General features: G+C 62.5%; 21 protein-coding genes, 1 tRNA gene and 1 pseudogene. 9 read left to right on the plus strand and 14 right to left on the minus strand.

The features are described 5' to 3' along the window. On the minus strand, positions 1–267 hold a 267-nt coding region (locus tag X739_RS142090), incomplete at its 3' end, for an IS630 family transposase (RefSeq protein ID WP_023795650.1). 252 nt (positions 268–519) lie between these two features. On the opposite strand from X739_RS142090, the gene X739_RS1000000170705 reads away from it, so the two are divergent. The 3 genes from X739_RS1000000170705 to X739_RS142085 are packed head-to-tail and all read left to right on the plus strand — an operon-like array spanning position 520 to position 1,519. Beyond that, positions 520–720 carry a hypothetical protein gene (locus X739_RS1000000170705; RefSeq protein ID WP_023772847.1) on the plus strand — a complete coding sequence of 67 codons (201 nt, stop codon included), beginning with the start codon at positions 520–522 and terminating at the stop codon, positions 718–720. Next, the gene (locus tag X739_RS1000000170710) at positions 696–1,214 is read left to right on the plus strand and encodes a caspase family protein (protein ID WP_245273937.1); all 519 of its coding nucleotides are present in this window, start codon (positions 696–698) and stop codon (positions 1,212–1,214) included. Before X739_RS1000000170705 ends, X739_RS1000000170710 begins: the two co-directional genes overlap by 25 nt. Before the next feature lie 23 nt (positions 1,215–1,237). Continuing rightward, positions 1,238–1,519 carry a hypothetical protein gene (locus X739_RS142085; protein ID WP_156939946.1) on the plus strand — a complete coding sequence of 94 codons (282 nt, stop codon included), beginning with the start codon at positions 1,238–1,240 and terminating at the stop codon, positions 1,517–1,519. Between the two features lie 10 nt (positions 1,520–1,529). Here the strand turns inward: X739_RS142085 and X739_RS142080 are convergent, their stop codons facing one another. Then, positions 1,530–2,066, minus strand: coding sequence for an OmpA family protein (locus X739_RS142080; protein WP_023772844.1), 537 nt, complete (start codon positions 2,064–2,066; stop codon positions 1,530–1,532). A gap of 188 nt (positions 2,067–2,254) precedes the next feature. On the opposite strand from X739_RS142080, the gene X739_RS142075 reads away from it, so the two are divergent. Beyond that, complete coding sequence (locus X739_RS142075) at positions 2,255–2,827, plus strand: hypothetical protein (protein ID WP_031248036.1); 573 nt, start codon at positions 2,255–2,257, stop codon at positions 2,825–2,827. 6 nt (positions 2,828–2,833) lie between these two features. Here the strand turns inward: X739_RS142075 and X739_RS142070 are convergent, their stop codons facing one another. From X739_RS142070 to X739_RS142055, 4 genes are all read right to left on the minus strand, one after another. Beyond that, the gene (locus tag X739_RS142070) at positions 2,834–4,078 is read right to left on the minus strand and encodes a caspase domain-containing protein (RefSeq protein ID WP_023772842.1); all 1,245 of its coding nucleotides are present in this window, start codon (positions 4,076–4,078) and stop codon (positions 2,834–2,836) included. Between the two features lie 7 nt (positions 4,079–4,085). Beyond that, positions 4,086–5,165 carry an OmpA family protein gene (locus X739_RS142065; protein ID WP_023772841.1) on the minus strand — a complete coding sequence of 360 codons (1,080 nt, stop codon included), beginning with the start codon at positions 5,163–5,165 and terminating at the stop codon, positions 4,086–4,088. Positions 5,166–5,535: 370 nt separating this feature from the next. Beyond that, positions 5,536–5,612: transfer RNA gene (locus tag X739_RS142060), tRNA-His, on the minus strand. A gap of 350 nt (positions 5,613–5,962) precedes the next feature. Next, the gene (locus X739_RS142055) at positions 5,963–6,421 is read right to left on the minus strand and encodes a phasin (protein ID WP_023772839.1); all 459 of its coding nucleotides are present in this window, start codon (positions 6,419–6,421) and stop codon (positions 5,963–5,965) included. A 242-nt stretch (positions 6,422–6,663) separates the two neighbouring features. Here X739_RS142055 and X739_RS1000000171230 point away from each other — a divergent pair. Continuing rightward, positions 6,664–10,609, plus strand: a pseudogene (locus X739_RS1000000171230) (PAS domain S-box protein). Positions 10,610–10,854: 245 nt separating this feature from the next. Here the strand turns inward: X739_RS1000000171230 and X739_RS142050 are convergent. Further along, positions 10,855–12,813 carry an acetoacetate--CoA ligase gene (locus X739_RS142050; RefSeq protein ID WP_023795653.1) on the minus strand — a complete coding sequence of 653 codons (1,959 nt, stop codon included), beginning with the start codon at positions 12,811–12,813 and terminating at the stop codon, positions 10,855–10,857. Between the two features lie 204 nt (positions 12,814–13,017). On the opposite strand from X739_RS142050, the gene X739_RS142045 reads away from it, so the two are divergent. Next, positions 13,018–14,871: an AsmA family protein gene (locus X739_RS142045; protein WP_023772836.1), complete on the plus strand. Its 1,854-nt coding sequence runs from the start codon at positions 13,018–13,020 to the stop codon at positions 14,869–14,871. A gap of 25 nt (positions 14,872–14,896) precedes the next feature. Here X739_RS142045 and X739_RS142040 read toward each other — a convergent pair whose 3' ends face one another. The 6 genes from X739_RS142040 to X739_RS142015 form a co-directional block, all read right to left on the minus strand. Then, positions 14,897–15,715 carry an ABC transporter permease subunit gene (locus X739_RS142040; protein ID WP_023772835.1) on the minus strand — a complete coding sequence of 273 codons (819 nt, stop codon included), beginning with the start codon at positions 15,713–15,715 and terminating at the stop codon, positions 14,897–14,899. Next, complete coding sequence (locus X739_RS142035) at positions 15,712–16,680, minus strand: ABC transporter permease subunit (protein WP_031252297.1); 969 nt, start codon at positions 16,678–16,680, stop codon at positions 15,712–15,714. The genes X739_RS142040 and X739_RS142035 overlap by 4 nt, the downstream gene beginning before the upstream one ends. 9 nt (positions 16,681–16,689) lie before the next feature. Further along, on the minus strand, positions 16,690–17,832 hold the full coding sequence (locus X739_RS142030; protein ID WP_023772833.1) for an ABC transporter ATP-binding protein: 1,143 nt from the start codon (positions 17,830–17,832) through the stop codon (positions 16,690–16,692). 76 nt (positions 17,833–17,908) lie between these two features. Further along, positions 17,909–19,006 (minus strand): polyamine ABC transporter substrate-binding protein, encoded by a 1,098-nt coding sequence (locus tag X739_RS142025; RefSeq protein ID WP_023772832.1) that lies wholly within the window; start codon positions 19,004–19,006, stop codon positions 17,909–17,911. Positions 19,007–19,334: 328 nt separating this feature from the next. Beyond that, entirely contained in the window at positions 19,335–20,306 is a 972-nt protein-coding gene (locus tag X739_RS142020; protein WP_023772831.1) for a DMT family transporter, read from the minus strand. Positions 20,307–20,442: 136 nt separating this feature from the next. Then, positions 20,443–21,891, minus strand: coding sequence for a helix-turn-helix domain-containing protein (locus X739_RS142015; protein ID WP_023772830.1), 1,449 nt, complete (start codon positions 21,889–21,891; stop codon positions 20,443–20,445). 227 nt (positions 21,892–22,118) lie between these two features. Between X739_RS142015 and aceA the strand changes: the two genes are divergently transcribed. From aceA to X739_RS0135215, 3 genes are all read left to right on the plus strand, one after another. Beyond that, the gene (aceA, locus tag X739_RS142010) at positions 22,119–23,408 is read left to right on the plus strand and encodes an isocitrate lyase (RefSeq protein ID WP_023772829.1); all 1,290 of its coding nucleotides are present in this window, start codon (positions 22,119–22,121) and stop codon (positions 23,406–23,408) included. A 57-nt stretch (positions 23,409–23,465) separates the two neighbouring features. Then, positions 23,466–23,708 (plus strand): hypothetical protein, encoded by a 243-nt coding sequence (locus tag X739_RS142005; protein WP_006202762.1) that lies wholly within the window; start codon positions 23,466–23,468, stop codon positions 23,706–23,708. Positions 23,709–23,947: 239 nt separating this feature from the next. After that, on the plus strand, positions 23,948–24,391 hold the full coding sequence (locus tag X739_RS0135215; RefSeq protein WP_031241151.1) for a response regulator: 444 nt from the start codon (positions 23,948–23,950) through the stop codon (positions 24,389–24,391). A 70-nt stretch (positions 24,392–24,461) separates the two neighbouring features. On the opposite strand, the gene X739_RS142000 is transcribed toward X739_RS0135215, so the two are convergent. Then, positions 24,462–25,178: an HAD family hydrolase gene (locus tag X739_RS142000; protein ID WP_023772827.1), complete on the minus strand. Its 717-nt coding sequence runs from the start codon at positions 25,176–25,178 to the stop codon at positions 24,462–24,464. Positions 25,179–25,187: the final 9 nt, after the last annotated feature.

Raw genomic sequence — 25,187 nt, forward strand, 5'->3', positions numbered from 1 at the left:
AAATTCAGCCAACTCGACCAGTGTGATGTCGTCCTGACCTTCGATCACCGCTAGGATCGTATCCCGGTAGGCTTCAATCCGCTGGGAGCGCTTGTCTCCGCCTTGGGGCTTTGCCCGCGTCGCGCCGCTCTCTCGCCATTCGCGGACCCAGCGGACCGCGCTTGCCGCGGCAACACCGAAACGATCCGCCGCAGCCCGCCGCGACAGGCCACTCTCAACCGCTGCGATCACTCGCGAACGCAAATCCTCCGATATGGCTCTAACCATGCCTGCTGGCCTCCATACCCAGCCGACATGATGAATCAGATATTCTCCCCGATGGGAATCCCTCGCGATTCCATCAGGTCAGATTATGCTCTAGCGTCGTCATCACCAGCTCCCTCAGACCACCGCTTCGNCAGCCGACATGATGAATCAGATATTCTCCCCGATGGGAATCCCTCGCGATTCCATCAGGTCAGATTATGCTCTAGCTGCGCAGACATCAACACTGCACCCTGGCGGATAGAGGGCTGGTCCATGAAAGCGTTCGCGGTTTTTCTGAGCGGGATTATCCTGTTCTTCCTTGCCGCCTTCGGCGCCGAGGCCGCCGCGCCTGACGCCAAGCGCGTCGCGCTGGTGATCGGCAACAGCAAATATATCAATGCGGTTGCCTGCCCAATCCCGCCAACGGTGCCCACCTCATCGCATCGACGCTGCACAATGCCGGGTTCGAGGTGATCGAAGGGGTCGACCAGGACAATGCTGGAATGCACAGCCTCATCAGCCGGTTTACCGAGCAAGCCTACGATGCGGACCTCGCGGTCATTTTCTATGCTGGTCATGGCATGCAGGTCGACGGCAAGAACTACCTGATACCGATCGACGCCGATTTGACGTCGCCGGCCTATCTCAAGACCCGGACCATCCAGATCGACGATTTCATGGCTGCGTTACCGCCCGACCCGGCGATTGGCGTCATCATCCTCGATGCCTGCCGCGACAATCCGCTGGCAAGGACGCTGGCGGCCTCGCTGCCGAAAAGCCGCTCCACCTCACTAGGCGCCGGCCTGGCGCCGGTCGAAGCAAAATCGGACGGCGTCGGTACGGGCGGCCTGCTGATTGCCTATGCTACGGATCCGGGCGCCATCGCCTTCGACGGCGAGGCTCCCAGACCCGTCAGGCGATCGGTATCTGGCAAGCCAAGAGCGGTCTGCCGCAAACCACCTATCTGACGCGCGAGCAGTTGGCGTTCCTCGTGATCCAGACAGATCCGATGATGGAGGCCGTGCGTGCCAGATATGCTGCCGATCAAGCCCGGGCGGCGCAGCCAAAACAGCAGGTGGTGCAGAAGGTCCGCTCGCTGGGGCCGGTGGCACTGAAACCCGGCAAACAGCGGCAGATCGCCCACAAGTGGCGCGACCGCGAGATCATAGTGCAGCAGGATGATCGACCGCCGCCGCGCGACGACAACAGCTTCCTCGCCAAGGCGCTAATCTTCGGCGCCGGTGTGGCCGTGGGTAGCGTACTCAAGCAGTGAGAGCCCCGCGCTACTGCGTCTTTATCCGCATTTCCACGCGGCGGTTAAGCGGATCGTACGGGTTGGGGCTGCGCGGATTCTTTTCGCCCATGCCGATCGCGTTGATGCGGGAAGCCTCTACGCCGCTGGCCGTCAGGAAGGCTGCCACCGATTGCGCTCGCCGTTGCGACAGGCCTTCGTTGTAATGCACCGTGCCGGTGGCGTCGGTGTAGCCTTCCACGACGAAGCTGAATGTGCTCAGCCGGCTGTCCTTCAGCGCCTTGGCGAACTCGTCGAGTTCAGCGCGTGCGGTGGTGTCGAGTGCAGCCGAATCCAGACCGAAATTGATCAGCATATCGAGGCTTGATTTTTCTCCCGGCGCGTCATTTGCCTTGGTCTTGCTCTTGCACTCCTCCTCGGTGCCGACACAAATTCCTCGCGACTTGCCGAGATCGGCCGCGCCGGCAAAAAACTTCACGATGTCTTCTGATTTCTGAACGGGGTCGGCGGAAGCGTGGGTCGAGAAAAACACGACCGCCAACACAAAGGCTGAACTGCCCCACTGCATAGCGGCTACTCCCTTTTGAGCATCCAATTCCAATGACATTGTCATACCAAATTCCAAGGCAGTTGTCTGTCGATAAACGCTGGGGCACGATAGTGCCGCCCGTTGTTGCCGCGTCACCGGTTGAGACTTGACCCGCGCCGCGCCCGAGGCTTGAGTGGCCTGAGCTTCTCGATGAAAGCGTGGCGGTCATGGCCAATGGGCTCCGATTCAAAACGGCACGGGATCTTTTCACGGCTTGTCCCGCTATTGCCCGGGACATGGGAACCCTTCCAACCGAACAAAACTCGATCGCGTTTTGCCGCGTCCTCCTCGCTGGGCGCGTTCCCGAGGAAGCGATTACCTTCTGTGCCTACCTGCTTCCCGAGCGGGCCGGGGTCTGGTGGGCCCATGAATGCCTCAGCCATCTGACCGACCTGTTCGATGGAACCGATCAAGAACTGCTTGCGCATGTTCGCGACTGGGTTGGTGAGCCGGACAATCCCCGCCATCGGGCAGTCCTAAGCACAGCTGCTGCGACCCCATCGCCGGTCGGCTGGATTGCGCTGGCTGCGGTATGGCCAGACGATGGTTCGGCCACGGCCACGATGATGGCACCGGCCTTGCAACCATTTCCTGCTGCACATGCGGTCAATGCCGGGATTCTGGCCGGACTGGCCCGTGTCGCTCTCGCGGACCGGTTTGCCGTTCTTTCGGCGTTTGTCGAAATGGGCATCCAGATGGCCGAGATCGAGGCGCTGCGGCAATCGGCGGATGCATATTAGGGCCGCCTACTTGCAGCCGCCTTGCGCCCATCTGGCAAGCGCCACCTTGAAGCGTGTTCCCAGGGGATGTTGCAGGCGCAAAACAGAGACATCATTGGCGGCGAAATTCTTCGCCTGATCGCACAGCCGGGCCTCGTTCCATTCATGGCAGCCGTCGCAATGCTTGCCCTCCCAGATCGACTTGTCCAATCCCTCCACCGGACTGAACAGGGGCTTGCCCTTGATCAGCTCTGCGATGCTCTTGCCGTCGATTGCCGCATCGCCGAAATCGATGGGATGGTCAAAAAGGATCGGGGCGTCCGACGCCAGCTTGGGGATTTTCTGGCGCAGCACATCGAGCGCAAGCTGGTCGCCACCTTGGCCTGATGCACTTGCCGCGCCGGTGTTGCGGGCATCGGAGCCGCCTTCGGTCTGAGGTTTGCTTGCCTCGCCCACGATCAACGGCGCATTGAGATCGACCTTGTGCAGAACGACTTCCGTGGTCAGCGAAACGTTGATCCAGGGGCGCTGCTTGCCGGCGGTTGCCTTGAAGACGTCGCCGGTCACCCTGTTCATCGCCTCGGTGATGGAGATGTTGGATTCGCCAATGTGCTGAAGCAGTGCGGCGGTGAAAGGCGAATGTTCACTCGACCCGTCATAGGCGAGTTGATTGGGACTGGCGGCGAATGCGACGAGCGTGCCGGCGCCACCATTCTCGATCGTGATCTCAGCCAGGCCACTGCTCGCGCCCTGGACGCCCGCGGTCTTGGCCAGCACCTCGGCAAGGGGATTGTCGCGGCAAGCATCGAGAAACACCAGCCTGATGCTGGTCTCCCGTGACATCTGGCGCAGAACGAAATCAACCGACACGGCCTCGAAGTCGAGGGAGGTCTCGTCCTCCAGCGCGGCGTCTACCGGGAGCAGATAGTTCTTGCCCGAGACCTGCAAGCCGTGGCCGGCGTAGAAGAACAGCGCGATATCGGCACCGCGCACCTGTTTTGCGAACTGGGCGATCGTCGCCTGCGTCTGCGGCTTGGTCAGGTCGAAGCCGGAAACTACCTCGAAGTCGAGCTTCTTTAGGCGTTCGGCCATGGCCTGGGCGTCGCGCACCGGATTGGTGAGCGGCGCCGCGTGCTGGTACTGCGCGTTGCCTAGGACAAGTGCGACGCGGCGCTCGGCGCTGGCGGCGGTCAAAGTCAACAGCAGGGCGAGCGCCGCGAGCCCGGCGGCGCGAAAGAGGCCACCGCAACGGGCGATCAGGTCGGGACTCACCGCAACCTCAGAGCTTGGTGGCGGAAAACTCGATCCGCCGATTGAGAGCCTTGTTCTTGGGCGTATCGTTGGCGGCAACCGGCCGTTCCTCGCCATAGCCGGTCGCCGTGATCTGCGTGCGAGGGATGCCCGCGGCGACGACGGCGTCAGCAACAGCCTGGGCCCGCCGCTCCGACAGCTGTTTGTTTGCGTCCGGCGAGCCGTCGGAATCGGTATAACCGGAGACTTCGACTTTCAGGCTTGGGCATTTTCCGACGACACCTTCGACCTCGGTCAGCAAGGGACGGCTTTTCGCATCGAGCCGCGCGCTGGCCGGCCGGAAGTAGATGGCGCCGGTGCGCGAAAGCACGGCGAACCTGTTCAGGCATTCCTCGTCGCTGAAGTTCGCCTTGGCGGCATCCGTAGCAACCGGACCTACATCGGCCGAACTCGCCGCGGCGGCCTGGGTGGCGGCCGGCTGGCTGCCGTCGGCGGTGAAGACGAAATCGAACGACACCGACGCGGTGGGCACGATGTTAGTGACATTGGCGGCCTGCTGCAGCTTGTCGACGTTCGGCAACAGGCCAAAATCCTCGACATGGACAGCGACCGGAGCCTCCGAAGCGACCGACACCATAGCGTCGCTAATCATGGTGACGACGACGCTGGCCTCGAGGTCCTTGTCGACGCCGTGCAGATTGAGACGGAACGGCAAGGTTGCCTTCACCCTGCGCTTTGTCGCGAGATCGGCGAATGCGGCGGGATCCACTTTCGCCGTCAGCTCGGCGGTCGGGTACTTGAATGTCTCGAAGAACAGGAAGCGCATGCGCACATTGCGCAGGTCGACGCCGGTATCGACCGAATTGAGGTCGAACTTGACCTTGGCATCGCCCGCCGCGCTAAGCGTGCCGGTGATGTTCCTGATCTTGTTGGTTTCGACAATCGTGTTCTTCTTGACCGACTGATAGGTGATCACGGAAGCGGCGGGATCGAGCGTCCAGTTCGGCGCGGCGCTGGCAACTTGCGATCCGAGCAATAGGCTGGATAGCGCGACGATCACGCCAAGAGCGTTTGTGGTTTTCCACCAGAATGCGACGACTTTGAACATGGAACGCCCCTGCCCAGACCACCGTATCTACACGACACCAAGCGGGGAGCATAGAGCACTTGCGACTGCTTGGCGACAGCTTCATCGTGGCGGGTCTGGATGAACTGCTGTCGGCCTGGATCTCGAAGCCGACCTCGGCCGGCTGGGCGGCACCGATCCGGGGTTCGTAGCGCAGCTGGTCGACCTCATCCGCCATCAGGCTCGACTCCGGCGACAGGGCACGATCCGGCAGGGACAGGGTTCCCGTCGCTGGATAGCTCGCGAGTTTCAGGCTGACCGCAAGGGTCCCAATTGCGATATCTATTTAATACAAATCCTGCCGCCAAAGGTAAAATTTCACAATAAATTCAATAGTTTAATGGAAAACCAGTGGTACCGTTGGCTGGGATCGAACCAGCGACCTCCGGATCCACAATCCGGCGCTCTAACCATCTGAGCTACAACGGCACGTCTTAACGTTAGTAGGAGGACCGGGGTGGAAGGTTCACTCTCCGCGGTCCGCTCTTTCGTTCGGCGATGCGTCCTTACGGGCTTATCAATTCTAATTCAAGGCTTTTGCAAAGCAAAGGCCACTTCCCTACAGCGGCGCACCTTTCGCCGGGCAAAGAAAAAGGCCGGCGGGAGGAGGTGCCGGCCTTTTCCTGTTACGAGCCAGCGGGAGGAGGTGCTGGCTGGTTACCCCGAAGAGCAGAGGGAGGAGGTTCCACTCGCCGGGTATTCTCGCTTGATCGCCACTATCTCACATCTATTTGTCCGACAAAATGCGACCTTTTGTTGCATCCGCGGACGATGCGCTATTAGGCGGCCTTGATTTCCTTGATCGCCTTCTCGAAGGCGGTCTTGATCGGCTTCGAGACGTCCTCGGCCGCCTTCGAGGCAACGGCCTGGAAGTCCTTGGCCTGCTCGACGGTCAGTTCGACGCGCTTACGCAGGAACGCGGTCTGCAGCTCGACGACTTCCGACAGCGACTTCGCGCCGATCAGAGCTTCGAGATGCGAGAAGCCGGCCTCGGCATTGGCGCGCAGCGCGGTGATGGTCTTGAGCGACAGGTCGCTGGAAACAGCCTTGGCGGTTTCATAGGTCGACTCCAGGGCCTTCTGGGTCTCCTCGGCACCGGTCTTGAGCTTGGCGTAGGCTTCCTTCGACTGCTCAACGCCCTTTTCGGCGAAAGCGCGCATCTGGTCGGTGGCCTTGGAAGCGTCGAAGCTCGGGAATTCAACGTTTTCGATCGTCTCGGCGGTCTTGGTCCTGGACATTTTCCATCCTTTGGCAGCGGCTTTGACAGAAAGCCGTCTCGTTCATGTATGATGGCAATATAAAGGCAAATCTTGTGCATTGCAATATCTTTGTTGCAGTGCACAAAAAATGTTTTCGGACGTTAACCAAACGGCCAAAATTCAGCCGTTGCACGTTCTGGCTTGTGGACCTTCGTGGCTGCGGCTTTTATTAACAAAGCGTTAACTGCAAATTCGCCGCTCCGTGAGGGTTCGCCAAGCGCATGCCGTCCGAATATTCCTTCCTCGACGTCGCCGTGCTCGACGCGGTCCGCCTGCGGTTTGCCGCCGGCGACGCGATCGCGATCCTGTCGGTGGACCTCGAGCAGGTGATCTGGGCCAACGGGCCAGGCGCCGCCATGTTTGGCTATCCCGATATCGAAGCGATCATCGGGGCCTCGGCGCGGCTGCCGCTGATCGCACGCCGCCAGATCATGGCGACCAAGGGTTTTCCCAAGATCGGCGTCGATCGATCGATCACCGTGCGCCTGGCGACCGGCATGACCAGTCGCGCCGTCGGCTTTCTCGCCAGTGCCGTGACGCTGCCCGATGGCGAGAATGCCATCATGCTGGCGGTACCGGTCGCGCGGACCGGCTCGCGCAGTGCCGCCGAGATCGCCGGCCGGGCAATCAGCGGCTTTACCGAAGACGGCCATTTCATCGCCTTCATTGATGGCAAGGGCAATGTCGAGGCCGCCTCGGAGGGGTTTTCGGCGCTCGACATCCAGCCCGCGACACTGGCGGCGCTGGTGGCCGACGTCGCGGCCCAGGGCGAGCGCATCGTCAAGCGCCTCGTTCCGGGCGGCATGAACTCCTACCCCGCCGGCCTCGCCCGGCTGACGCCGGAGCGGCATCTGCTGGTGGTGATCGACGAGGACCAACTCGAGGACAGCGCGGCTCCGGCAGACGGCTCGCCGGCGACAACGGAAAGCCGCGCCGAGGAAATTGGCGTTCGGATGGCGGCAACCGCCGCGACAGAATCCGATCCTCGGCAGGACAATGGGGCGACAGCCGATGTTACGCGGACAGAGGCGAACGAGCGGTTGCCCGCCGCTGCCGCGACCGAGCACGAACACGTCCCTTCCGAGCCAATGGCTGGCGATATGCCGGAACCGACAGCGCAGGAAATCGAGGAGCCGGCCGGGCCGACACCCGTTGCCGACAATGATCTGCCGGTTGCGGGCACGCCGGGCCAGCACGATCATTGGTATTTCAATGCCGGAGAAGACGACGCGCCAGCCTTGCCGGAACCGAAACGGGTGGCAGAGGCGGTCGGCACCGAAGCTGCGGCGCACAGCGTAACGCAGGACGAGGCCACCTCGCCCGTAGCCCCGACCGCGACCATGGCCACCCGGACCATAGACCGTTCGGCCGCACCGATGCGTTTTGTCTGGCGGACCGACGCCGAGGGCAAGTTTAGCGCGCTGTCTCCAGAATTCGCCGATCTCGTCGGCCATCCAGCCGCCGACGTGATCGGCCGGCGCTTCCGGGATGTGGCGGCGGCCTTCGGCCTTGATGCATCCGGCGAGATCGCCGGCCTGCTGGAGCGGCGCGACACCTGGTCCGGCCGCTCGGTGCTGTGGCCGGTCGTCGGTACCGACCTGAAGATCCCTGTCGACCTCGCGGCATTGCCTGTCTATGGCCGCGGCCGCGCCTTCGAAGGCTTCCGCGGCTTCGGCGTCGCGCGAACCGGGGATGCGGTCGTCGATCCCGAGGCGATCGGCATGGCATTGGTGCCGAATGGCGAAATGCCGGCGGCACCCAAGCCGGAAGCAATGGAGACAGTGCCGGAAGACTCGAAGGCCGAAGAGCCAAAGGCATCGGATCCGTTCAAGGGCGAAGTGCCGGCGCTGACCATCGTCCCGAAGCCGGAGCGGCGCTTTGCCGACAAGGTCATCCGGTTGGCCGAACACCGGCAGCCTGCCAACGACAAGGGGCTGTCCTCGCTGGAACGCAGCGCATTCCGCGAGATCGGCGAGCGGCTGAAGAAAGACAGTTCCACGGCGGAGCCGCCGGCAGCAGCCGAGCCGGCAAGGCAGGCGGAACAAGGTGCCGGAACAGGGTCTTTGCCCGGGCCGCACGACGCGGCCAAGCCGGAGACCGATGCGAAGCCGCGGGCGGATATCGCCAAACCGAATGCCGGGCCAGCAGATTCGAACCAGGAACCGGCGAGCGACCCGGCGCATGAGATGTCGGCGCCCGATGCGGAAGACGAGCCGGATGCGGGCGAATTTTCCCCAAGCGACGCCGAGGATCGGAAGGATCTGGCGCGGCTCGACGGTGCGCAACCGGACCATGCAGAACAACAGGCGCCTGCCTCCGGATCCCCGCCGCCACAGGCCTCGGGCTCCCTGCTGGACTATGCCGCCGACGACAGCGACAAAGAGGCGGCGACGACCGAGAATGGCGAGGCGGTGGCGCAGGCAGAACCTGCCCAGGCACCGGCGGATGACGACGGCATGACGTCAGACGATTTTCGCGACGCTGAGGATGACGAGGATTGGAGCGGCGACGCAGCAACTGCATCCGCCGATCAAGCTGTTGCGGCCACCGAGCGAACGCATCATGCGGCCGAGACGCCCATCCAGCAGCCGCGCCTGCACGTACCGCCGCTCAAGACCGAAGGGTTCATGCCGTCGGCTTTTTCCGTCGGCACAGAAAACAAGACGCCCGACACATCGCTGCTTGGCAAGCTGCCGGTGCCGCTGATCATCCATTCGGGCGACCAGTTGCACTATGCCAACGAGGAATTCCTCGACCTGACCGGGTACGCGACGCTGGAGGACCTGGAGGATGCGGGCGGCCTCGGCGCCTTGTTTGCCGATCCCTATGCCGATGACGGCNGATGACGGCGCCTCCGACGGCACCGACCGGGCGCTGCGGCTGAAGACGCGCGACGGGCAGGAGTTCCCGATCGACGCCATCCTGCGCTCCGTGCCCTGGCGCGACGGCAAGGCCCTGATGCTGGTCGTTCGCCGTTCCGGCGAGGATGATGCGCCGGCGGCGGCGCACGCGATCGGCCAGGAGCCGACGCAGCCCGACATTTCCGAACTCAAGGCACGCATCGCCGAGATGCGCACCATCATCGACACCGCCACCGACGGGGTCGTGCTGATCGGCAGCGACGGCACCATCCGTTCGATCAGCCGCCCGGCCGAGGCGCTGTTCGGTTTCGACAGCGACGAGGTGACCGGCAAGCCGTTCGCCTCGCTGTTTGCCATCGAGAGCCAGCGCGCGGCGCGCGACTATCTCACCGGCCTGTCGGAGCCTGGTGTGGCGAGCGTCTTGAATGACGGCCGCGAGGTGATCGGCCGCGAAGCACAGGGACGCTTCATCCCGCTGTTCATGACCATCGGCCGATTGCCCAATGACAGCGGCTTCTGTGCCGTGGTGCGCGACATAACGCAGTGGAAACGGGCCGAAGAGGATCTCACCCAGGCGCGTGCGGTGGCCGAACGCGCCTCCTCGCAGAAGACAGATTTCCTCGCCCGCATCAGCCACGAGATCCGCACGCCGCTCAACGCCATCATCGGCTTTTCCGAACTGATGGTGGACGAGAAGTTCGGGCCGGTGGCCAATGACCGCTATCGCGATTATCTGCGCGATATCAACCGCTCGGGCAACCACGTGCTCGATCTGGTCAACGACCTCCTGGATATCTCGAAGATCGAGGCCGGCCAGCAGGAAATGGCTTATGAGGCGGTGTCGCTCAACGATACGCTGGCCGAAACCGTGGCGATGATGCAGCCCCAGGCCAACCGCGAACGCGTCATCATCCGCTCCAGCTTCGCCTCGCGGCTGCCGGAAGTGGTGGCCGACCTGCGCAGCGTGCGCCAGATCGCGCTCAACATCCTGTCCAACGCCGTGCGCTATACCCAGGCTGGCGGTCAGGTGATCGTCTCGACCGCCTACGAGACCTCGGGCGACGTCGTCATGCGGGTGCGCGACACCGGCATCGGCATGAGTCAGGCCGAGATCGAGCAGGCGCTGAAGCCGTTCAAGCAGATCAACGCGCTGAAGCGCGGGCGCGGCGACGGTACCGGCCTTGGCCTGCCGCTGACCAAGGCGATGGTGGAGGCCAACCGCGCCCGCTTCACCATCAACTCGACGCCCGCCGAAGGCACGCTGGTGGAGGTTGCGTTCCCCTCGACCCGGGTGCTGGCGGAATAGCAAGCCAAGAAAAAAGGCGCCCAATAGGACGCCTTAGGAAATGAGATTGCTGTCACAACGGGGGCTTGAGCTGAATTCAGATCCTCGGGGCTGAGGAACGGGATTTCTCCCTCAAGTTACGTGCGACTATCGACGCCGGGCCTTAACAAGTCCTTACCGGGTCGGCAAAAAATTTACGAATGTGTACCACTCATGAAATCTAGGTAAATTCGTGCGGCATATTTCGTTAACCATGCCGGTCGCGTTCATTGCGCGAGCTGCGGCAAGTCGCGGAACAGCTCCAGCGCTTCCGGGTTGGCCAGCGCTTCCTTGTTCTTGATGGCGCGGCCGTGGACCACGTCGCGCACCGCAAGCTCGGTGATCTTGCCCGACTTGGTGCGGGGGATGTCGGAGACGGCGAGGATCCTGGCCGGAACATGGCGTGGGCTGGCGCCGCCGCGGATCTTGGCCCGGATGCGCTTTTCGAGATCGTCGTCGAGCTTGACACCGGCGGCAAGCCGCACGAACAGCACGACGCGCACATCATTGTCGAAATCCTGGCCGATGCACAGCGCCTCCAGGATTTCCGGCATCTGCTCGACCTGGTTGTAGATCTCGGCGGTGCCGATGCGCACACCGCCGGGGTTGAGCGTCGCGTCGGAGCGGCCATGGATGACCATGCCGCCATGATCGGTCCATTCCGCGAAATCGCCATGGCACCAGACATTGTCGAAACGCTCGAAATAGGCCGCCTGGTATTTCTTGCCGTCGGGATCGTTCCAGAAGCCGATCGGCATGGACGGAAACGCCCTGGTGCATACCAGTTCCCCCTTCTCTTGCCGGACCGGCTTGCCGTCATCGTCCCAGACGTCTACGGCGAGGCCTAGGCCCGGCCCCTGGATCTCCCCGGTCCAGACCGGCTGGGTCGGCACGCCGAGCACGAAGCACGAGACGATATCGGTGCCGCCGGACACCGAGGCCAGGTGCACGTCCTTCTTGATGCCATCATAGACGAAGCGGAAATCCTCGGGGGAAAGCGGCGATCCGGTGGAGGATATGGCCCGTATCGTCGACAGATCATGGCTGCGGATCGGCTTGAGACCGGCCTTGCGCACGGAATCGATGAACTTGGCCGAGGTACCGAGAAAGGTCATCTTCTCGGCATCGGCGAAATCGAACAGCACATTGCCGTCAGGATAGAAGGGAGAACCGTCGTAGAGCAGCAACGTGGCGCCGGACGCGAGGCCCGAAACCAGCCAGTTCCACATCATCCAGCCGCAGGTGGTGAAATAGAAGAATCGATCGCCATCGCCGAGGCCGGCATGCAACCGATGTTCCTTGACATGCTGAATGAGCGTGCCGCCGGCGGAATGGACGATGCATTTGGGAACGCCGGTGGTACCGGACGAAAACAGGATGTAGAGCGGATGCGAAAACGGCAGCCGCTCGAAGATGACGGGCCTGGCGGCAAAGGGCGACAGGGCCTCTTCCATCGCCACCGCCTTGTCGATGGTATCAGCCACGTCGGCGGAGGTGCCGAGATAGTCGACGAGCAGGACTTTGCGGACGCCGCCGAGCCTGGCCGCGACCGCCTTGACCTTGTCGGCGACCTCGATCGCCTTGCCATTGTACCAATAGCCGTCCGGCGCGATGAAGATGACGGGCTCGATCTGGCCGAACCGATCGAGCACGCCCTGCTCGCCGAAATCGGGAGAACAGGATGACCACACCGCCCCGATCGAGGCCGCGGCCAGCATGGCGGCGACGGCCTCGGGCATGTTGGGCATCATCGCCGCTATACGGTCACCCTTCTTCACCTTGAGCGACAGGAAAAGCTGCTGCAGGCGTGAGACCAGGCCATGCAGTTCATTCCACGACAGCCGCCTCTCGACCTTGTCCTCGCCGCGAAAGACGATGGCCTCGCCGGTGCCGGTCTTTTTCAGAAGGTTTTCGGCGAAATTCAACGACGCGTCCGGAAAGAAGGAGGCGCCGGGCATCTTCTCGCCGTCGAGCAGCAGTCGTTCACCCTTGTCGCCTTCAAGACCGCAGAAATCCCAGACGAGATCCCAGAACGCCTCCCGGTTCTCGACCGACCAGCGGTGGAGGTCGGCATAGGACGAGAATGGACTGCCGGTACTCTCTGCCGCGGCCTTCATGAAAGCGGTCAACGGCGAGGCATCAATCTGGTCTTGTGTCGGGGTCCAGAGCGGTACTTCGCCAGCCATGATCGATCCTCCCACGGTCGCCATCGCTTATGCATATCGCGGCGCAGCAGAGCAAGATTTTGTTGGGCCGATGCGGTCAGGTGTGCGCAAATGCCATCGCCGGGCCATAATGACTTGAAATGCGTCGGCCCTAAGTCGTAGTGACGGCAGGGGGTTACACCCGTCGGACGCTCGTTTTGTCGGAATGGAAGCATACGGGGCTATATGCCATCATCCTTGATCCGCCGCGGAGTATGGGCGATCGGCGCTGCCGCGATCGTCATCGCTCTGGTGATCGCGGCGCTGCCGCTGATCGCTTCGACGCGGATCGTGCGTGACCGCATCGCGTGGGAATTGAGCGCCTGGAGCGGCTTTCGGGTTGCCATCGAGGGATCGCCACGCATCGAGGTCTGGCCAAAATTCCGCGCGATCCTGACCGATGTGACGCTGTCGAAGTGGACCGAAGGCGATGCGCCGCCGGTCGTCGAAGCCGAACGGGTCGAGGTCGACCTCTCGGCCATGGCGGCATTGCAGGGTGACGTGGTGTTTTCGACGGCACGGCTGGTGCGGCCGACGATCCGGGTCCAGCGCACGGCGGACGGTCTGTTCCTGCCCACGGCGCCGACCGGCGGGCGCATCGCGCGCTCCATCGACGCGGCTCGCGGCCTGGTCAACGCCGACCCCGCCAAGCCCGACCTCGACAAGCTGCCGGCCGACACTTTCGGCACCGTGGAGTTCAGGGACGGTCGCATGGTGGCGTCCGTCAACGGCAAGGATGAAGAGATCCTGAGCAGTCTTAGCGGCCAGGCCACCTGGGCGGCGATGAACAGCAATGCGACACTGTCCGCGACCGGGATCTGGCGTGGCGAAAGCGTGACCGTGGACGCCGCCTCGCCGAGGCCGCTGGTCCTGTTTGCCGGGGGCATGGCGCCGCTGACCCTGTCCTTCAAGGCGGCGCCGGCCACCTTCTCCTTCGACGGCACGGCCAGCATGTCCGAAAACGCCTATTTCGACGGCCAGGTAAAATTCGCGGCTCCTTCGCTGCGCCGCGTACTGGAATGGTCGCAGGCCGGCATCGCGCCGAGCGCCGCGATCGGCTCGGTCAGCATCTCGAGCAAGGTCACGGCATCGGCCGGACGCGTCAAGTTCGAGAACACGGCGCTGGCGCTAGACAACAATCCGGGCATGGGTGCGCTGGACGTGTCGCTTGGCGAGGCACAGCCGGTGATCTCGGGCACGCTGGCCTTCGACACGCTCGACCTCAGGTCGTTTCTATCCGCCTTCACGTCGCTGGGACCGGCGAACAGCGGCGAGCCAGGTCAGATCGACACAAGTTTCGCTGACCGGGTCAACCTCGATCTCAGGCTGTCGGCAGCGCATGCCACGGCAGGGAGCATCCAGCTTGCCGATGTCGCGGCCACCGCGCAGGTCAAGGACGGCCTTTCCGTCTTCGACATCTCCGACGCCTCCGCCTTCGGCGGCAACATCCAGACCAGCCTTCGCTTCGACCGCAAGCCAGAGGGCACCCAGGTCGAGATCCGGCTGCTGGCTTCCGATGTCGATGGCGGCGCGTTCGGCACCGCGGCCGGGATGACCCGGCTGGTGCCGGTCGGCACGGGCACCGTTTCGGTCATCCTCAAGGGACCAGGAAGGACTTGGGATTCGGTTTTTGAGAACGCCGACGGCTCGGTCTCGGCGACCTTTGGCCCTGGCGCGCTCAGCAAATTCAACCTGCCGGCCTTTCTCAAGCATACCGAACAAGGCGGCTTCTTCGCGCTCGACGATGTCTCGGACGGGACGCTGCCCATCGATGGCGCCGAAGTGAAGGCAACCATTTCGCGAGGCGTGGCCAGACTGGACAAGGCCGAGGCCAATTCGGCGAAATACAAGATCTGGCTTTCCGGCATCGCATCCTACGCAGGACGCGGACTGGCGCTGTCGGGCGGTGTTATCCAGCCGGATCAGCCAGCAACCCAGAAGAGCGGCCAGCAGGGACCCAACCAGTCGTCGTTTTTCGTCGGCGGCACGTGGAGCACGCCGTTCATTTCACCCATCAGCCGCGGCGTTTCGGGCGAATAAGGCCTGGCCGCTCAGTTGAAACGCTCTAACCGCGCTGCGCGGCCCGCTCGTCAAGCTGCCGCTGCACCTCGCGCCGCTTATTGGCGACCGAAGCGATGATGACGCCAATCGTGACGATCGCGATCAGGAGGGTGCAGGCGGCATTGATCTCCGGCGTCACACCGAGGCGGACCTGGCTGTAGATCTTCATCGGCAGCGTGGTGGCGCCGGGGCCCGAAGCAAAGCTGGCGATGACAAGGTCGTCCAGCGACAGCGTGAAGGCCAGCATCCAGCCGGACACGATCGCCGGCAGAATGACTGGCAGGGTGATCTGGAAAAAGGTCTTCACGGGCGGCGCGCCAAGATCCATGGCGGCTTCTTCCAGCGAGCGATCGAAGCTGACAAGCCGCGACTGCACGACAACAGCGACAAAGCACATCGTGAAGGTGATATGCGCGAGGATCACGGTCGTCATGCCGCGATCCATGCCGATGGCGACAAACAGAAGGAGCAGCGAGAGGCCGGTAATGACGTCAGGCATGACCAATGGTGCGAAGATCATGCCGGAGAACAGGACCCTGCCCCGGAAGCGTGTGTAGCGGGTCAGCGCCAAGGCCCCCATTGTGCCGAGAACGGTGGCCACGGTCGCTGAAATCAGACCGACGCGGATGGTCACCCATGCGGCGTCCATCAGGCCCTGATTGTGGAACAGCGATACGTACCATTTGGTGGAAAAGCCGCCCCAGACGGTGACGAGCTTGGACTCGTTGAAGGAGAAGACGACGAGCAGCACGATCGGCAAATAGAGAAAGGCAAAACCGAGCGTGATCGAGGTGATGTTGAAGCGGCTCCAGGTGGTATTCATTTGTCCTGCTCCTGCGCGCGGGCCTGGGCATGCTGGAACAACACGATCGGTACGATCAGCAGCAGCAGCAGGATGACGGCGACGGCCGACGACACCGGCCAGTCACGATTGGCGAAAAACTCGTTCCACAGTGTCTTGCCGATCATCAGCGTCTGCGAGCCGCCGAGCAAATCGGGGATGACGAACTCGCCGACGGCAGGGATGAACACCAGCAGGCAGCCGGCTATGACGCCGGGCAGCGAGAGCGGAAAAGTGATCTTCCAGAAGGCTGACGTCGGTGGGCAGCCGAGGTCCTTGGCTGCCTCGATCAGCGAATAGTCCATTTTTTCCAGCGACGAATAAAGCGGCAGCACCATGAACGGCAGGTAGGAATAGACGATGCCGATGAAGATGGCCGTGTAGGTGTTGAGGATCACCAGCGGCTGGTTGATGATGTGCAGCGACAAGAGCAACTGGTTGAGCAGTCCCTCGGGCTTGAGGATGCCGATCCAGGCATAGACGCGGATCAGGAACGACGTCCAGAACGGCAGGATGACCAGCATCAGCAATGTCGGGCGGATTGTCGCCGGAGCGCGGGCCATGCCATAGGCGATGGGATAGCCAACCAGCAGGGTCAGCACCGTCGAGATGGCTGCGATGACGACGCTGGTGAGATAGGCCTTGAAATAGAGCGCGTCCTGCGTCAGCCAGACATAATTGTCGAAGTTGAGGTCGCGAAAGCCGGCGAAGAAACCGGAAACGCCGTCCCTGAAATCGAGCACCGGGGTATAGGGGGGCATGGCGATAGCGGTCTGCGACAGCGAGATCTTGAAGACGATGACGAAGGGAACAAGAAAGAAGAACAGCAGCCAGAGATAGGGAACGATGATGACGAGCCGGCTGACGAAGCCGGCACCGAGCCGCGTCAGGAACGGATTGGCGGCAGTGGGTGGCGCGGCGGCATCGGCAACGGCGATGTTGGACATGGCCGTCCCCTACCGTGCCAGCACGACGCCGGCGTCGGGCCGGAAAGACACCCAGGCGCGATCGTTCCAGGTCAGTGGATCCTCGGTCACACGGGCCGCGTTCAAGGCGCTTGCCCGCACGATCTGCCCGTCGTCCAGCCTGACGTGATAGACAGTCATGTCGCCGAGATAGGCAATGTCGTAAACCTCACCCTCCAGCGCGTTGACGGCATCGGCCGGCTTCTTAGACGAGACCCTGATCTTCTCCGGCCTGACGGCGAAGACGATATCCGCATTGGCCTTTGCAGCCGCGCCACCGTTCTCGACGACGATCTGAGCGCCGCTTGGACCTGTAATGCGCGTCGTGTTGGCTGCCTGTTCGGCAACCTTGCCCTCGAACATGTTCACGTTGCCGACGAAATGGGCGACGAAGCGCGACGTCGGGGCCTCATAGACTTCCGGCGGCGTCGCCACCTGCATGACCTCGCCCTTGTCCATGATGGCGATGCGGTCGGCCATCGTCATCGCCTCTTCCTGATCATGGGTGACGACGACGAAGGTGAGACCAAGCTCCTGCTGCAGATCCATCAGTTCGAACTGAGTTTCCTCGCGCAATTTCTTGTCGAGCGCGCCGAGCGGCTCGTCGAGCAGCAGCACCTTCGGTCGCTTGGCGACCGAGCGGGCAAGCGCGACGCGCTGGCGCTGACCGCCGGAGAGCTGATGCGGCTTGCGCTTGGCGAACTGCTCGAGCTTGACCAGCTTCAGCATGTCGGCGACGCGCTTTTCGATATCGGGCTTCGGCATGCCTTCCTGCTTGAGGCCGAAGGCGATGTTCTTCTCGACCGTCATATGCGGGAACAGGGCATAGGACTGGAACATCATGTTGACCGGCCGGCGATAGGGCGGAATGCCGCGCAGATCCTGGCCGTCGAGCAGGATGCGTCCGGCCGTCGGCTCCTCGAAGCCGGCAAGCATCCTGAGCAGCGTCGACTTTCCGCAACCCGATGCGCCAAGCAGAGCGAAGAATTCACGCTCGAAAATGGTCAGCGACAGATTGTTTACGGCGGTAAAGTCACCGAATTTCTTGGTGACTTTGTCGAACTGGATATATGGCTTGGCGTTCGGGTCGTTCCATGGCGCGAAGTCCCTGCGGATGCTGCCAAGCGATTTCATATCCCCACTCCGTGCTTTTTTATTCCCCAAAAGAAATCAACCCCGGCAGTTGGCTGCCGGGGCCGCGTCGGATTGCCTACTGGCCGGTGACGATCTTGGTCCAACTGCGCGTGACGATGCGCTGGGTCTTGGGATCGTAAGGCTGGGTGGTATAGAGCTTCTGCAAGGTCGCGGCGTCCGGATAGACCGAGGGGTCGTCGAGCAGCGCCTTGTCCACGAATTGCTGCGATGCCTTGTTGCCGTTGGCATAAAGGACATAGTTCGACGACTTGGCGATCACTTCCGGCGTCATCATGTAGTTGATGAATTCAAGCGCCTCGGCGACGTGTGGCGCGTCGGCGGGGATCGCCATCTGATCGAACCACATCTGGGCGCCTTCCTTCGGCACGGAATAGCCGATTTCCACGCCTTGCTTGGCCTCGACCGCGCGGTTGCGAGCCTGGAACACGTCACCCGACCAGCCGACCGCCAGGCAGATGTCGCCATTGGCAAGTGCGTTGATGTATTCGGACGAGTGGAACTTCCGGATATAGGGACGGACCTTGAGAAGAGCTTCCTCGGCCTTGGCAATGTCGTCGGGCGAGGTGCTGTTGGGGTCCAGACCGAGGTACTTCAACGCCGCCGGCAGGATGTCGGATGGAGAATCCAGCACATAGACGCCGCAATCCTTCAATTTGGCCAGGCTATCGGGGTTGAAGAACGTATCCCAGCTGTCGATCTTGTCGGTGCCGAGCGCTGCCTGCACTTTCTTGGTATTGTAGCCGATGCCGACCGTGCCCCACATGTAATTGACCGAGTATTCGTTGCCGGGATCGTATTTGGCGGTGCGCTCGGTAACCGTGTCCCACATGTTGGAGAGGTTCGGCAGCTTCGACTTGTCGAGCTTCTGGAACACACCGGCCTGGATCTGGCGGGCCAGGAAATTGCCGCTCGGCACCACGACGTCGTAGCCGCTGCCGCCGGCGAGCAGCTTGGTTTCGAGGATCTCGTTGGAATCGAACGTATCGTAAACGACCTTGATGCCGGTTTTCTTGGTGAAATCATCGATGATCGAACTGTCGATGTAATCCGACCAGTTGAAGACGTTGACGACGCGGTCCGCGGCGTGACCGGCGGGCGTCAAAAGCGCCAGAAATACCGAGGTTGCCGAAAGCCAGAGTGCTTTGCGGATCATGCTATTCTCCTTTGGTGAGTGTTCCATTGCCGGCGCGTCGCGACATCGCCGCGCGGCCGGGCATTTGGTTTAGACTGTTGAGCTTTCCAGAGGTCGACGGCCGCCATTCGGCATACCACCGAAGGCCACCCACTCGGTCGGGGCGGGAAGGAATTACGATGCCGTCAGAAGCTTTCGCCACCGTGCGGTCAGGGATACTAGAATGTGGTCCGGTCTCGATCGGGCCGCCGGGGAGACTTGGCAAGATACGCCTGTCTTGTTGTTGCCGTGGTCCCAGCCTGCCCGGGCGGCAGCGACATTGTCAATGGGCAAAGCTTCGGCGCCCGCATCAATTAGGCGAAGGCACTCCGGTGACCCCAGCCCGCTGCGGCCGCGCCTGGCGCTTGAATTCGAGCCCGATATGGACAAGCAGCGCCGTAACCACCACCGCGCCGCCGACGATGGTGCGCCCGGACGGCACCTCGGAATGGATGAGCCAGACCCATATCGGCCCCAGGATCGGCTCGAACGTGCCGAGCAACGCCGCGATCGCCGCCGGGATCAAGCGCGCACCAGTGGCGAAGAAAGCAAGGCCAAGGCCGAGATTGACCACGCCGAAGACGAAGAGGAAGCCCATGTCGCCGGCCGATACCGCGAAGGTCGAAGCCTGCGAGGCGGCGAAGCCCGCCGCCAGGATCGTGCCGAGACAGGTCGCCGGCGTCATGCGCACGCTGGAGAAGCGCCGGGTGATGACGGTGGCGATCGAGAACATGAACGCGATCAGCAGCGCCAGTCCATCGCCTATGGGCGAGACGGCGCCGTCAAGGGATTCAGACACCATGATGGCGACGCCGGCGATGACGGCGGCGATCGCTATCCAGGTCGCGACGGTTACCTTTTCGCGGAACAGCGCCCAGGCAAACAGAGCCGCCAGAAGCGGCACGCCGGCTTGCATCAAAAGGATATTGGCGACGGTCGTATAAGCAAGCGCCACCACGAACGAGGTCGACGCAATGGCGAAGCAGAACCCCACCGCAATGCCCGGCAGGCCCATTTCCCGGAATGACTTCACCATGCCGCGCCAGCCATCACGCCAGACCATGTAGCAGAGCAGGAAGGCGGCAGCCCAGGCAGAGCGCCAGAAAATGACCGTCCAGCTGTCACCGACGCTGATGAAGCGGGCGATGGTGCCGCCGAAACTCCACATCAGCGCCGACAGGAAGACCAGGAGCATGCCGACGCGTTCCTCGCGCGGCGAGACTGTCGAGGTAGCGAGGCCGGTCGACGCAACAAGGCCCGGCGATGATGCTGTGGCTGTCATGGGCGCGGCTGTCGAGCTTTTGTTGACGGGACGATGCGCAAGAGACGACAAAAAACTGCTGTGTTCGCGTAACGCAAAGACTTAAGACGTGGGTGATCCAGAGACCGGCGACGATTGTGGCACCTTTGCTGCGGCGTTACTGGAAGTCGAAGGCACTCAAGCCGGTCACCATCTCGTCGAGGCCGAGCGGTCGCGTCACCGGCGGCTCGGCGCGCGCCAGGCAGCCAACGCGCTCGCAAAGCCGGCAGGCGGGGCCGACAGGCGTCGCCACGACGGTGCCCGCCCCCATCTTCGCGCCGGCCGCCGAGCCAGGCAGCACCGTGCCATAGACGATGTCGTCGCGTAAGCCGATGTCGCAGCCGAGCAGCAGTGCCGTGCGGCGCGGTCGTTCGGAGAATGCGCCTTGCGGCCCCTCCAGCGTGCGGGCGATGCACAGGAATTCGGCGCCGTCGGGCATTTCCACCGCCTCGACGAATATCTGACCCGGCTGGGTGAAGGTGACATGCACGGGAAGCTTGGGACAGCCACCGCCAAAGCGGCTTTGCGGAAAGCCCTGGCTGCCGGCCTTGCGGAAGCGGTTTCCCGCATTGTCGATCTCCAGCATGAAGAAGGGCACGCCGGAAGCACCTGGCCGCTGCAGCATGGTCAGCCGGTTTGCCGCCTGCTCGAAGGAGACGCCGAAGCGCGAGCGCAGGACATCGATGTCGTAGCGTGAGCGAACGGCCGCCGCGTGAAAGGGCTGATAGGGCATCATCAGCGCATGGGCGGCGTAGCGGCCGAGTTCGAAGCGGGCAAGGCGGCGCGCCTCATCCGTGGTCAGCCTCAGCGCCTCGATCTCGCCGGCGACCGCAACCGTCATACGGATCAGGCAGGCCTCCATTGCGACTTCACGCAACTGGTCGAACGGCGACAGACGCTCGGATAGGAACAGGCGCTGCGAGTGGCGGTCGTAGCGGCGGCGCCAGTTCGGCATGGTGGCGACCGGCAGAACCTTCACCACGATGCCGTATTCGCGCTTCAGCCATGCCTTCAAGGCGCCAAACAAGTCGTCGCCGGGATCGAGCACCGACGTGAACGCCTCGGCCTCTTCCTCGAGCGAGGCGAAATGGTTCGGGCGCCGCTCGAAAATCTCGTGCACCTCGTCGATCGGCAGGCGGGCGCCGGAGAGGGCGGTCGCCCGGCCCTCGCGGGCCAGAAGCTGGTTGAGATCGGATAGCCGCTCGGCTTGCTCGCGATAGGCTCGGAACAGTTTTATCACCGCGGCGGAGGCATTGGGCGCCGCCTCGGCAAACTCGATCAGTTCCTGATCTCCCGGCAGTTCGCCGACCAGCAGCGGATCGGTAAACACCTCCTTGAGGGCAGCGACCGATCCCCTTGCCTCGCCCTGAAGCTCATGCGGATCGACCTTGTAGACCGAGGCGAGCTTCAGGATCAGTTGCACCGTCAGCGGTCGCTGGTTGCGCTCGATCAGGTTGAGGTAGGACGGCGAGATGCCGAGCCCCTCGGCCATCGCCGTCTGGGTCAGACCCTTGGCGCCGCGGATGCGGCGGATGCGCGGCCCAGCGAAAATCTTCTGGTCAGCCATCGCCAATCCTTGACAGAAAATTACAAACCGTTCGCTGCATCCCCGCCCCCTCTTCGCTTGACAGGATTGACAAATTTACAGTGCCCTTCTGTCAAACACAACACAGGTTTTCTCTTATATGCGTCCAGTTTTCCTGATTGTTCTGGCTCATGCTGCGGCATTATGTAAATCCAGTCACATAGAAGCGGCCCCGAGAATTGGCTGTGCAGAAACCTTCGGAGTGACTAATGACCGATTTTTACAACCTTGTCCCCTCGGCGCCTGAAGGTCGCTTCGACGGCATTGAGCGTCCCTATTCGCCGGAGGACGTGAAGCGGCTGCGCGGTTCGGTGCAGATTCGCCAGAGCCTTGCCGAAATGGGTGCCAACCGGCTGTGGAAGCTCATCCACGAGGAGGACTTCGTCAACGCGCTCGGCGCCATGTCCGGCAACCAGGCGATGCAGCAGGTGCGCGCCGGGCTGAAGGCGATCTACCTGTCGGGCTGGCAGGTTGCCGCCGACGCAAACACCGCCTCGGCGATGTATCCGGACCAGTCGCTCTATCCGGCCAACGCGGCGCCCGAACTGGTCAAGCGCATCAACCGCACGCTGCAGCGCGCCGACCAGATCGAAACCTCCGAAGGCAAGGGGCTTTCTGTCGAGACCTGGTTCGCGCCGATCGTTGCCGACGCGGAAGCCGGCTTCGGCGGTCCGCTCAACGCCTTCGAGATCATGAAGGCGTTCATCGAAGCCGGTGCCGCTGGCGTCCACTATGAGGACCAGTTGGCGTCGGAGAAGAAGTGCGGCCATCTCGGCGGCAAGGTCCTGATCCCGACCGCGGCGCATATCCGCAACCTCAACGCGGCGAGGCTCGCGGCCGACGTGATGGCCACGCCAACCTTGGTGGTGGCACGCACGGACGCGGAAGCTGCAAAGCTGCTGACCTCCGATATCGATGAGCGCGACCAGCCCTTCGTCGACTATGATGCCGGCCGCACGGTGGAAGGCTTCTACCAGGTCCGGAACGGCATCGAGCCTTGCATCGCGCGGGCCATTGCCTATGCGCCGCACGCCGACCTGATCTGGTGCGAGACCTCGAAGCCCGACCTGGCGCAGGCCAAGAAATTCGCCGAGGGGGTGCGCAGGCACCATCCGGGCAAGCTGCTCGCCTACAATTGCTCGCCGTCGTTCAACTGGAAGAAGAATCTCGACGACGCGACGATCGCCAAGTTCCAGAGGGAACTGGGCGCCATGGGCTACAAGTTCCAATTCATCACGCTGGCCGGCTTCCACCAGCTCAACTACGGCATGTTCGAACTCGCCCGCGGCTACAAGGCGCGGCAGATGGCGGCTTATTCCGAGCTGCAGGAAGCGGAATTCGCGGCGGAAGCCAATGGCTATACCGCGACCAAGCACCAACGTGAGGTCGGCACCGGCTATTTCGACGCCGTCTCGATGGCGATTACCGGCGGCCGGTCGTCGACCACGGCCATGCATGAATCAACCGAGCACGCGCAGTTCAAGCCGGCCGCGGAATAGCGACCAGGGGAATACCGAAGAAACGCCCAACAGGGCCTCAGACATAGGAGAAGACCAATGGCATCGATAAGTCGCGTCAAGGAACGGGCCGAAGAGCAATCGACCACGATGAGCGTCGACCAGCAGGCGACAATCCGCATGCTGGCCAACGACCTGCACAGGCTCAACCAGTCGGTGATGAAGGCGGTCGAGGCGGGCGTCTCGGTGGAGCTCGTGCGCTCCGCGAGGCACCATGGCGGCGACGGCAATTGGGGCGACCTGCTGATCCCGGTGATCGTTACGCAACAAAGCCATGGCTGACCCGGAAGCGCTACAACCGGCCATTTGCCCGCGCCGCGCATGCGCAGGTGAATTTTATTTTTATGTAACCAAGCTATGTACAGGGCAGTACAGTGCTGTTGCTTGAACCCACTGTGTAGGACATGCTTTCAGAAGTCCTTTATTTCAACTTGACATAGGGCGCGATCTCACGCCAATTGCCCCCAGATTCAACTCTGCATTGAAATAGGGGCGAGATTCTTGGCCGACTTGGGTGCCCAGTGAGTGACAAGGGGAAGAGTACAACACATCTGAATCTGGCGACTCGGGGGTCAAACATTGAGACGATCCGAGATTCCTCGCGGGTGCTTGTTGTCGGGAAGTCGCCGATCAATCGCGTCGTGGTGTCTAAAATCGTTGAGCGTTCCGGGCTCAAGCCACTCTCGGAATCGCCTGAAATGGCGGTGAAGACCTTGCGTTCGCTTATCCCCGGGGCGGTTGTCCTCGATGGTGGCCCCGACAACAAAGACTGCGACACGCTGATGTCCAGCATCGACACGTTGCGGCGAGCCACGGGCAAGGCACTTCCTCCCGTGATCCTGCTTTCAACCAAGAATGACACGCCGGAGAGCCTGGGCCTGGCGCATGTCGTCGACGTGGTGGTGGCCAAGCCGATCACGCCCGAACGGTTGCAACCGGTCATCGATCGCCTGACCGGCCGCTAAAACGATTCCAAAAAGGCGAGAACCGTTTTTCCATCCAGGACTGCGCGAAAAATCAGCCGGAGGTCAACGATCAAACTCTGTTTTTGATGCTTTCGACCAGCGCGGGCAATTGGCTGAGATCCGATATCTGGCGGAAACGCGGCTCGGCAACCGGCGCCTCGACATGTTCGAGCACCCAAGTCAATTCGTGTGGCACATGGACACCCCAGCCGCCAGCCTCGATGGCGGGCACCACATCCGACTTCAGCGAATTGCCGACCATCATGCCCCTTGCCGGGCCATCGCCATGGCGGTTGAACAGGCGCGCATAGGTCGCGGCGGTCTTGTCGCTGACGATCTCGACTGCATCGAACAACTCGCCCAGCCCGGAGCCGGCCAGCTTGCGCTCCTGATCGAACAGATCGCCCTTGGTGATCAGCACGAGGCGGAAAGTGCCGGCGAGCTTCTCGACCGTCTCGCGTGCATGCGGCAAGGGCTCGATCGGATGGCCCAGCATCTCGCGGCCGGCGTCGAGAATCTCCGATATGACGGAAGCCGGCACGCGCCCGTCGGTAATTTCTATCGCCGTCTCGATCATCGAGAGCGTAAATCCCTTGATGCCGAAGCCGTAGATCGCGAGATTGCGCCTCTCGGCTTCCAACAGTCGAGCCGAGATCTGCTCGCCCTCGCCATGATCGGCCAGCATGGCGGCAAAGCGCCTTTCCGTCATTCGGAAGAACCGTTCGTTCTGCCAAAGCGTGTCGTCGGCATCGAAGCCGATCGTGGTCAGTTCGCTGCTGGGTCTCATCGCCGGCTT

This window comes from Mesorhizobium sp. LNHC209A00 (assembly GCF_000502915.1).
Lineage (GTDB): Bacteria > Pseudomonadota > Alphaproteobacteria > Rhizobiales > Rhizobiaceae > Mesorhizobium.

Excerpts from the sequence above, each read along its gene's own strand:
- X739_RS142080 (WP_023772844.1), bottom strand. The coding sequence starts at position 2,066 with ATGCAGTGGGGCAGTTCAGCCTTTGTGTTGGCGGTCGTGTTTTTCTCG.
- X739_RS142015 (WP_023772830.1), bottom strand. The coding sequence starts at position 21,891 with ATGGCTGACCAGAAGATTTTCGCTGGGCCGCGCATCCGCCGCATCCGC.
- X739_RS142000 (WP_023772827.1), bottom strand. The coding sequence starts at position 25,178 with ATGAGACCCAGCAGCGAACTGACCACGATCGGCTTCGATGCCGACGAC.
- X739_RS142050 (WP_023795653.1), bottom strand. The coding sequence starts at position 12,813 with ATGGCTGGCGAAGTACCGCTCTGGACCCCGACACAAGACCAGATTGAT.
- X739_RS142040 (WP_023772835.1), bottom strand. The coding sequence starts at position 15,715 with ATGAATACCACCTGGAGCCGCTTCAACATCACCTCGATCACGCTCGGT.
- X739_RS142005 (WP_006202762.1), top strand. The coding sequence starts at position 23,466 with ATGGCATCGATAAGTCGCGTCAAGGAACGGGCCGAAGAGCAATCGACC.
- X739_RS1000000170705 (WP_023772847.1), top strand. The coding sequence starts at position 520 with ATGAAAGCGTTCGCGGTTTTTCTGAGCGGGATTATCCTGTTCTTCCTT.
- X739_RS142035 (WP_031252297.1), bottom strand. The coding sequence starts at position 16,680 with ATGTCCAACATCGCCGTTGCCGATGCCGCCGCGCCACCCACTGCCGCC.
- X739_RS142020 (WP_023772831.1), bottom strand. The coding sequence starts at position 20,306 with ATGACAGCCACAGCATCATCGCCGGGCCTTGTTGCGTCGACCGGCCTC.
- X739_RS142025 (WP_023772832.1), bottom strand. The coding sequence starts at position 19,006 with ATGATCCGCAAAGCACTCTGGCTTTCGGCAACCTCGGTATTTCTGGCG.
- X739_RS142030 (WP_023772833.1), bottom strand. The coding sequence starts at position 17,832 with ATGAAATCGCTTGGCAGCATCCGCAGGGACTTCGCGCCATGGAACGAC.
- aceA (WP_023772829.1), top strand. The coding sequence starts at position 22,119 with ATGACCGATTTTTACAACCTTGTCCCCTCGGCGCCTGAAGGTCGCTTC.
- X739_RS142055 (WP_023772839.1), bottom strand. The coding sequence starts at position 6,421 with ATGTCCAGGACCAAGACCGCCGAGACGATCGAAAACGTTGAATTCCCG.
- X739_RS142045 (WP_023772836.1), top strand. The coding sequence starts at position 13,018 with ATGCCATCATCCTTGATCCGCCGCGGAGTATGGGCGATCGGCGCTGCC.
- X739_RS142065 (WP_023772841.1), bottom strand. The coding sequence starts at position 5,165 with ATGTTCAAAGTCGTCGCATTCTGGTGGAAAACCACAAACGCTCTTGGC.
- X739_RS142075 (WP_031248036.1), top strand. The coding sequence starts at position 2,255 with ATGGCCAATGGGCTCCGATTCAAAACGGCACGGGATCTTTTCACGGCT.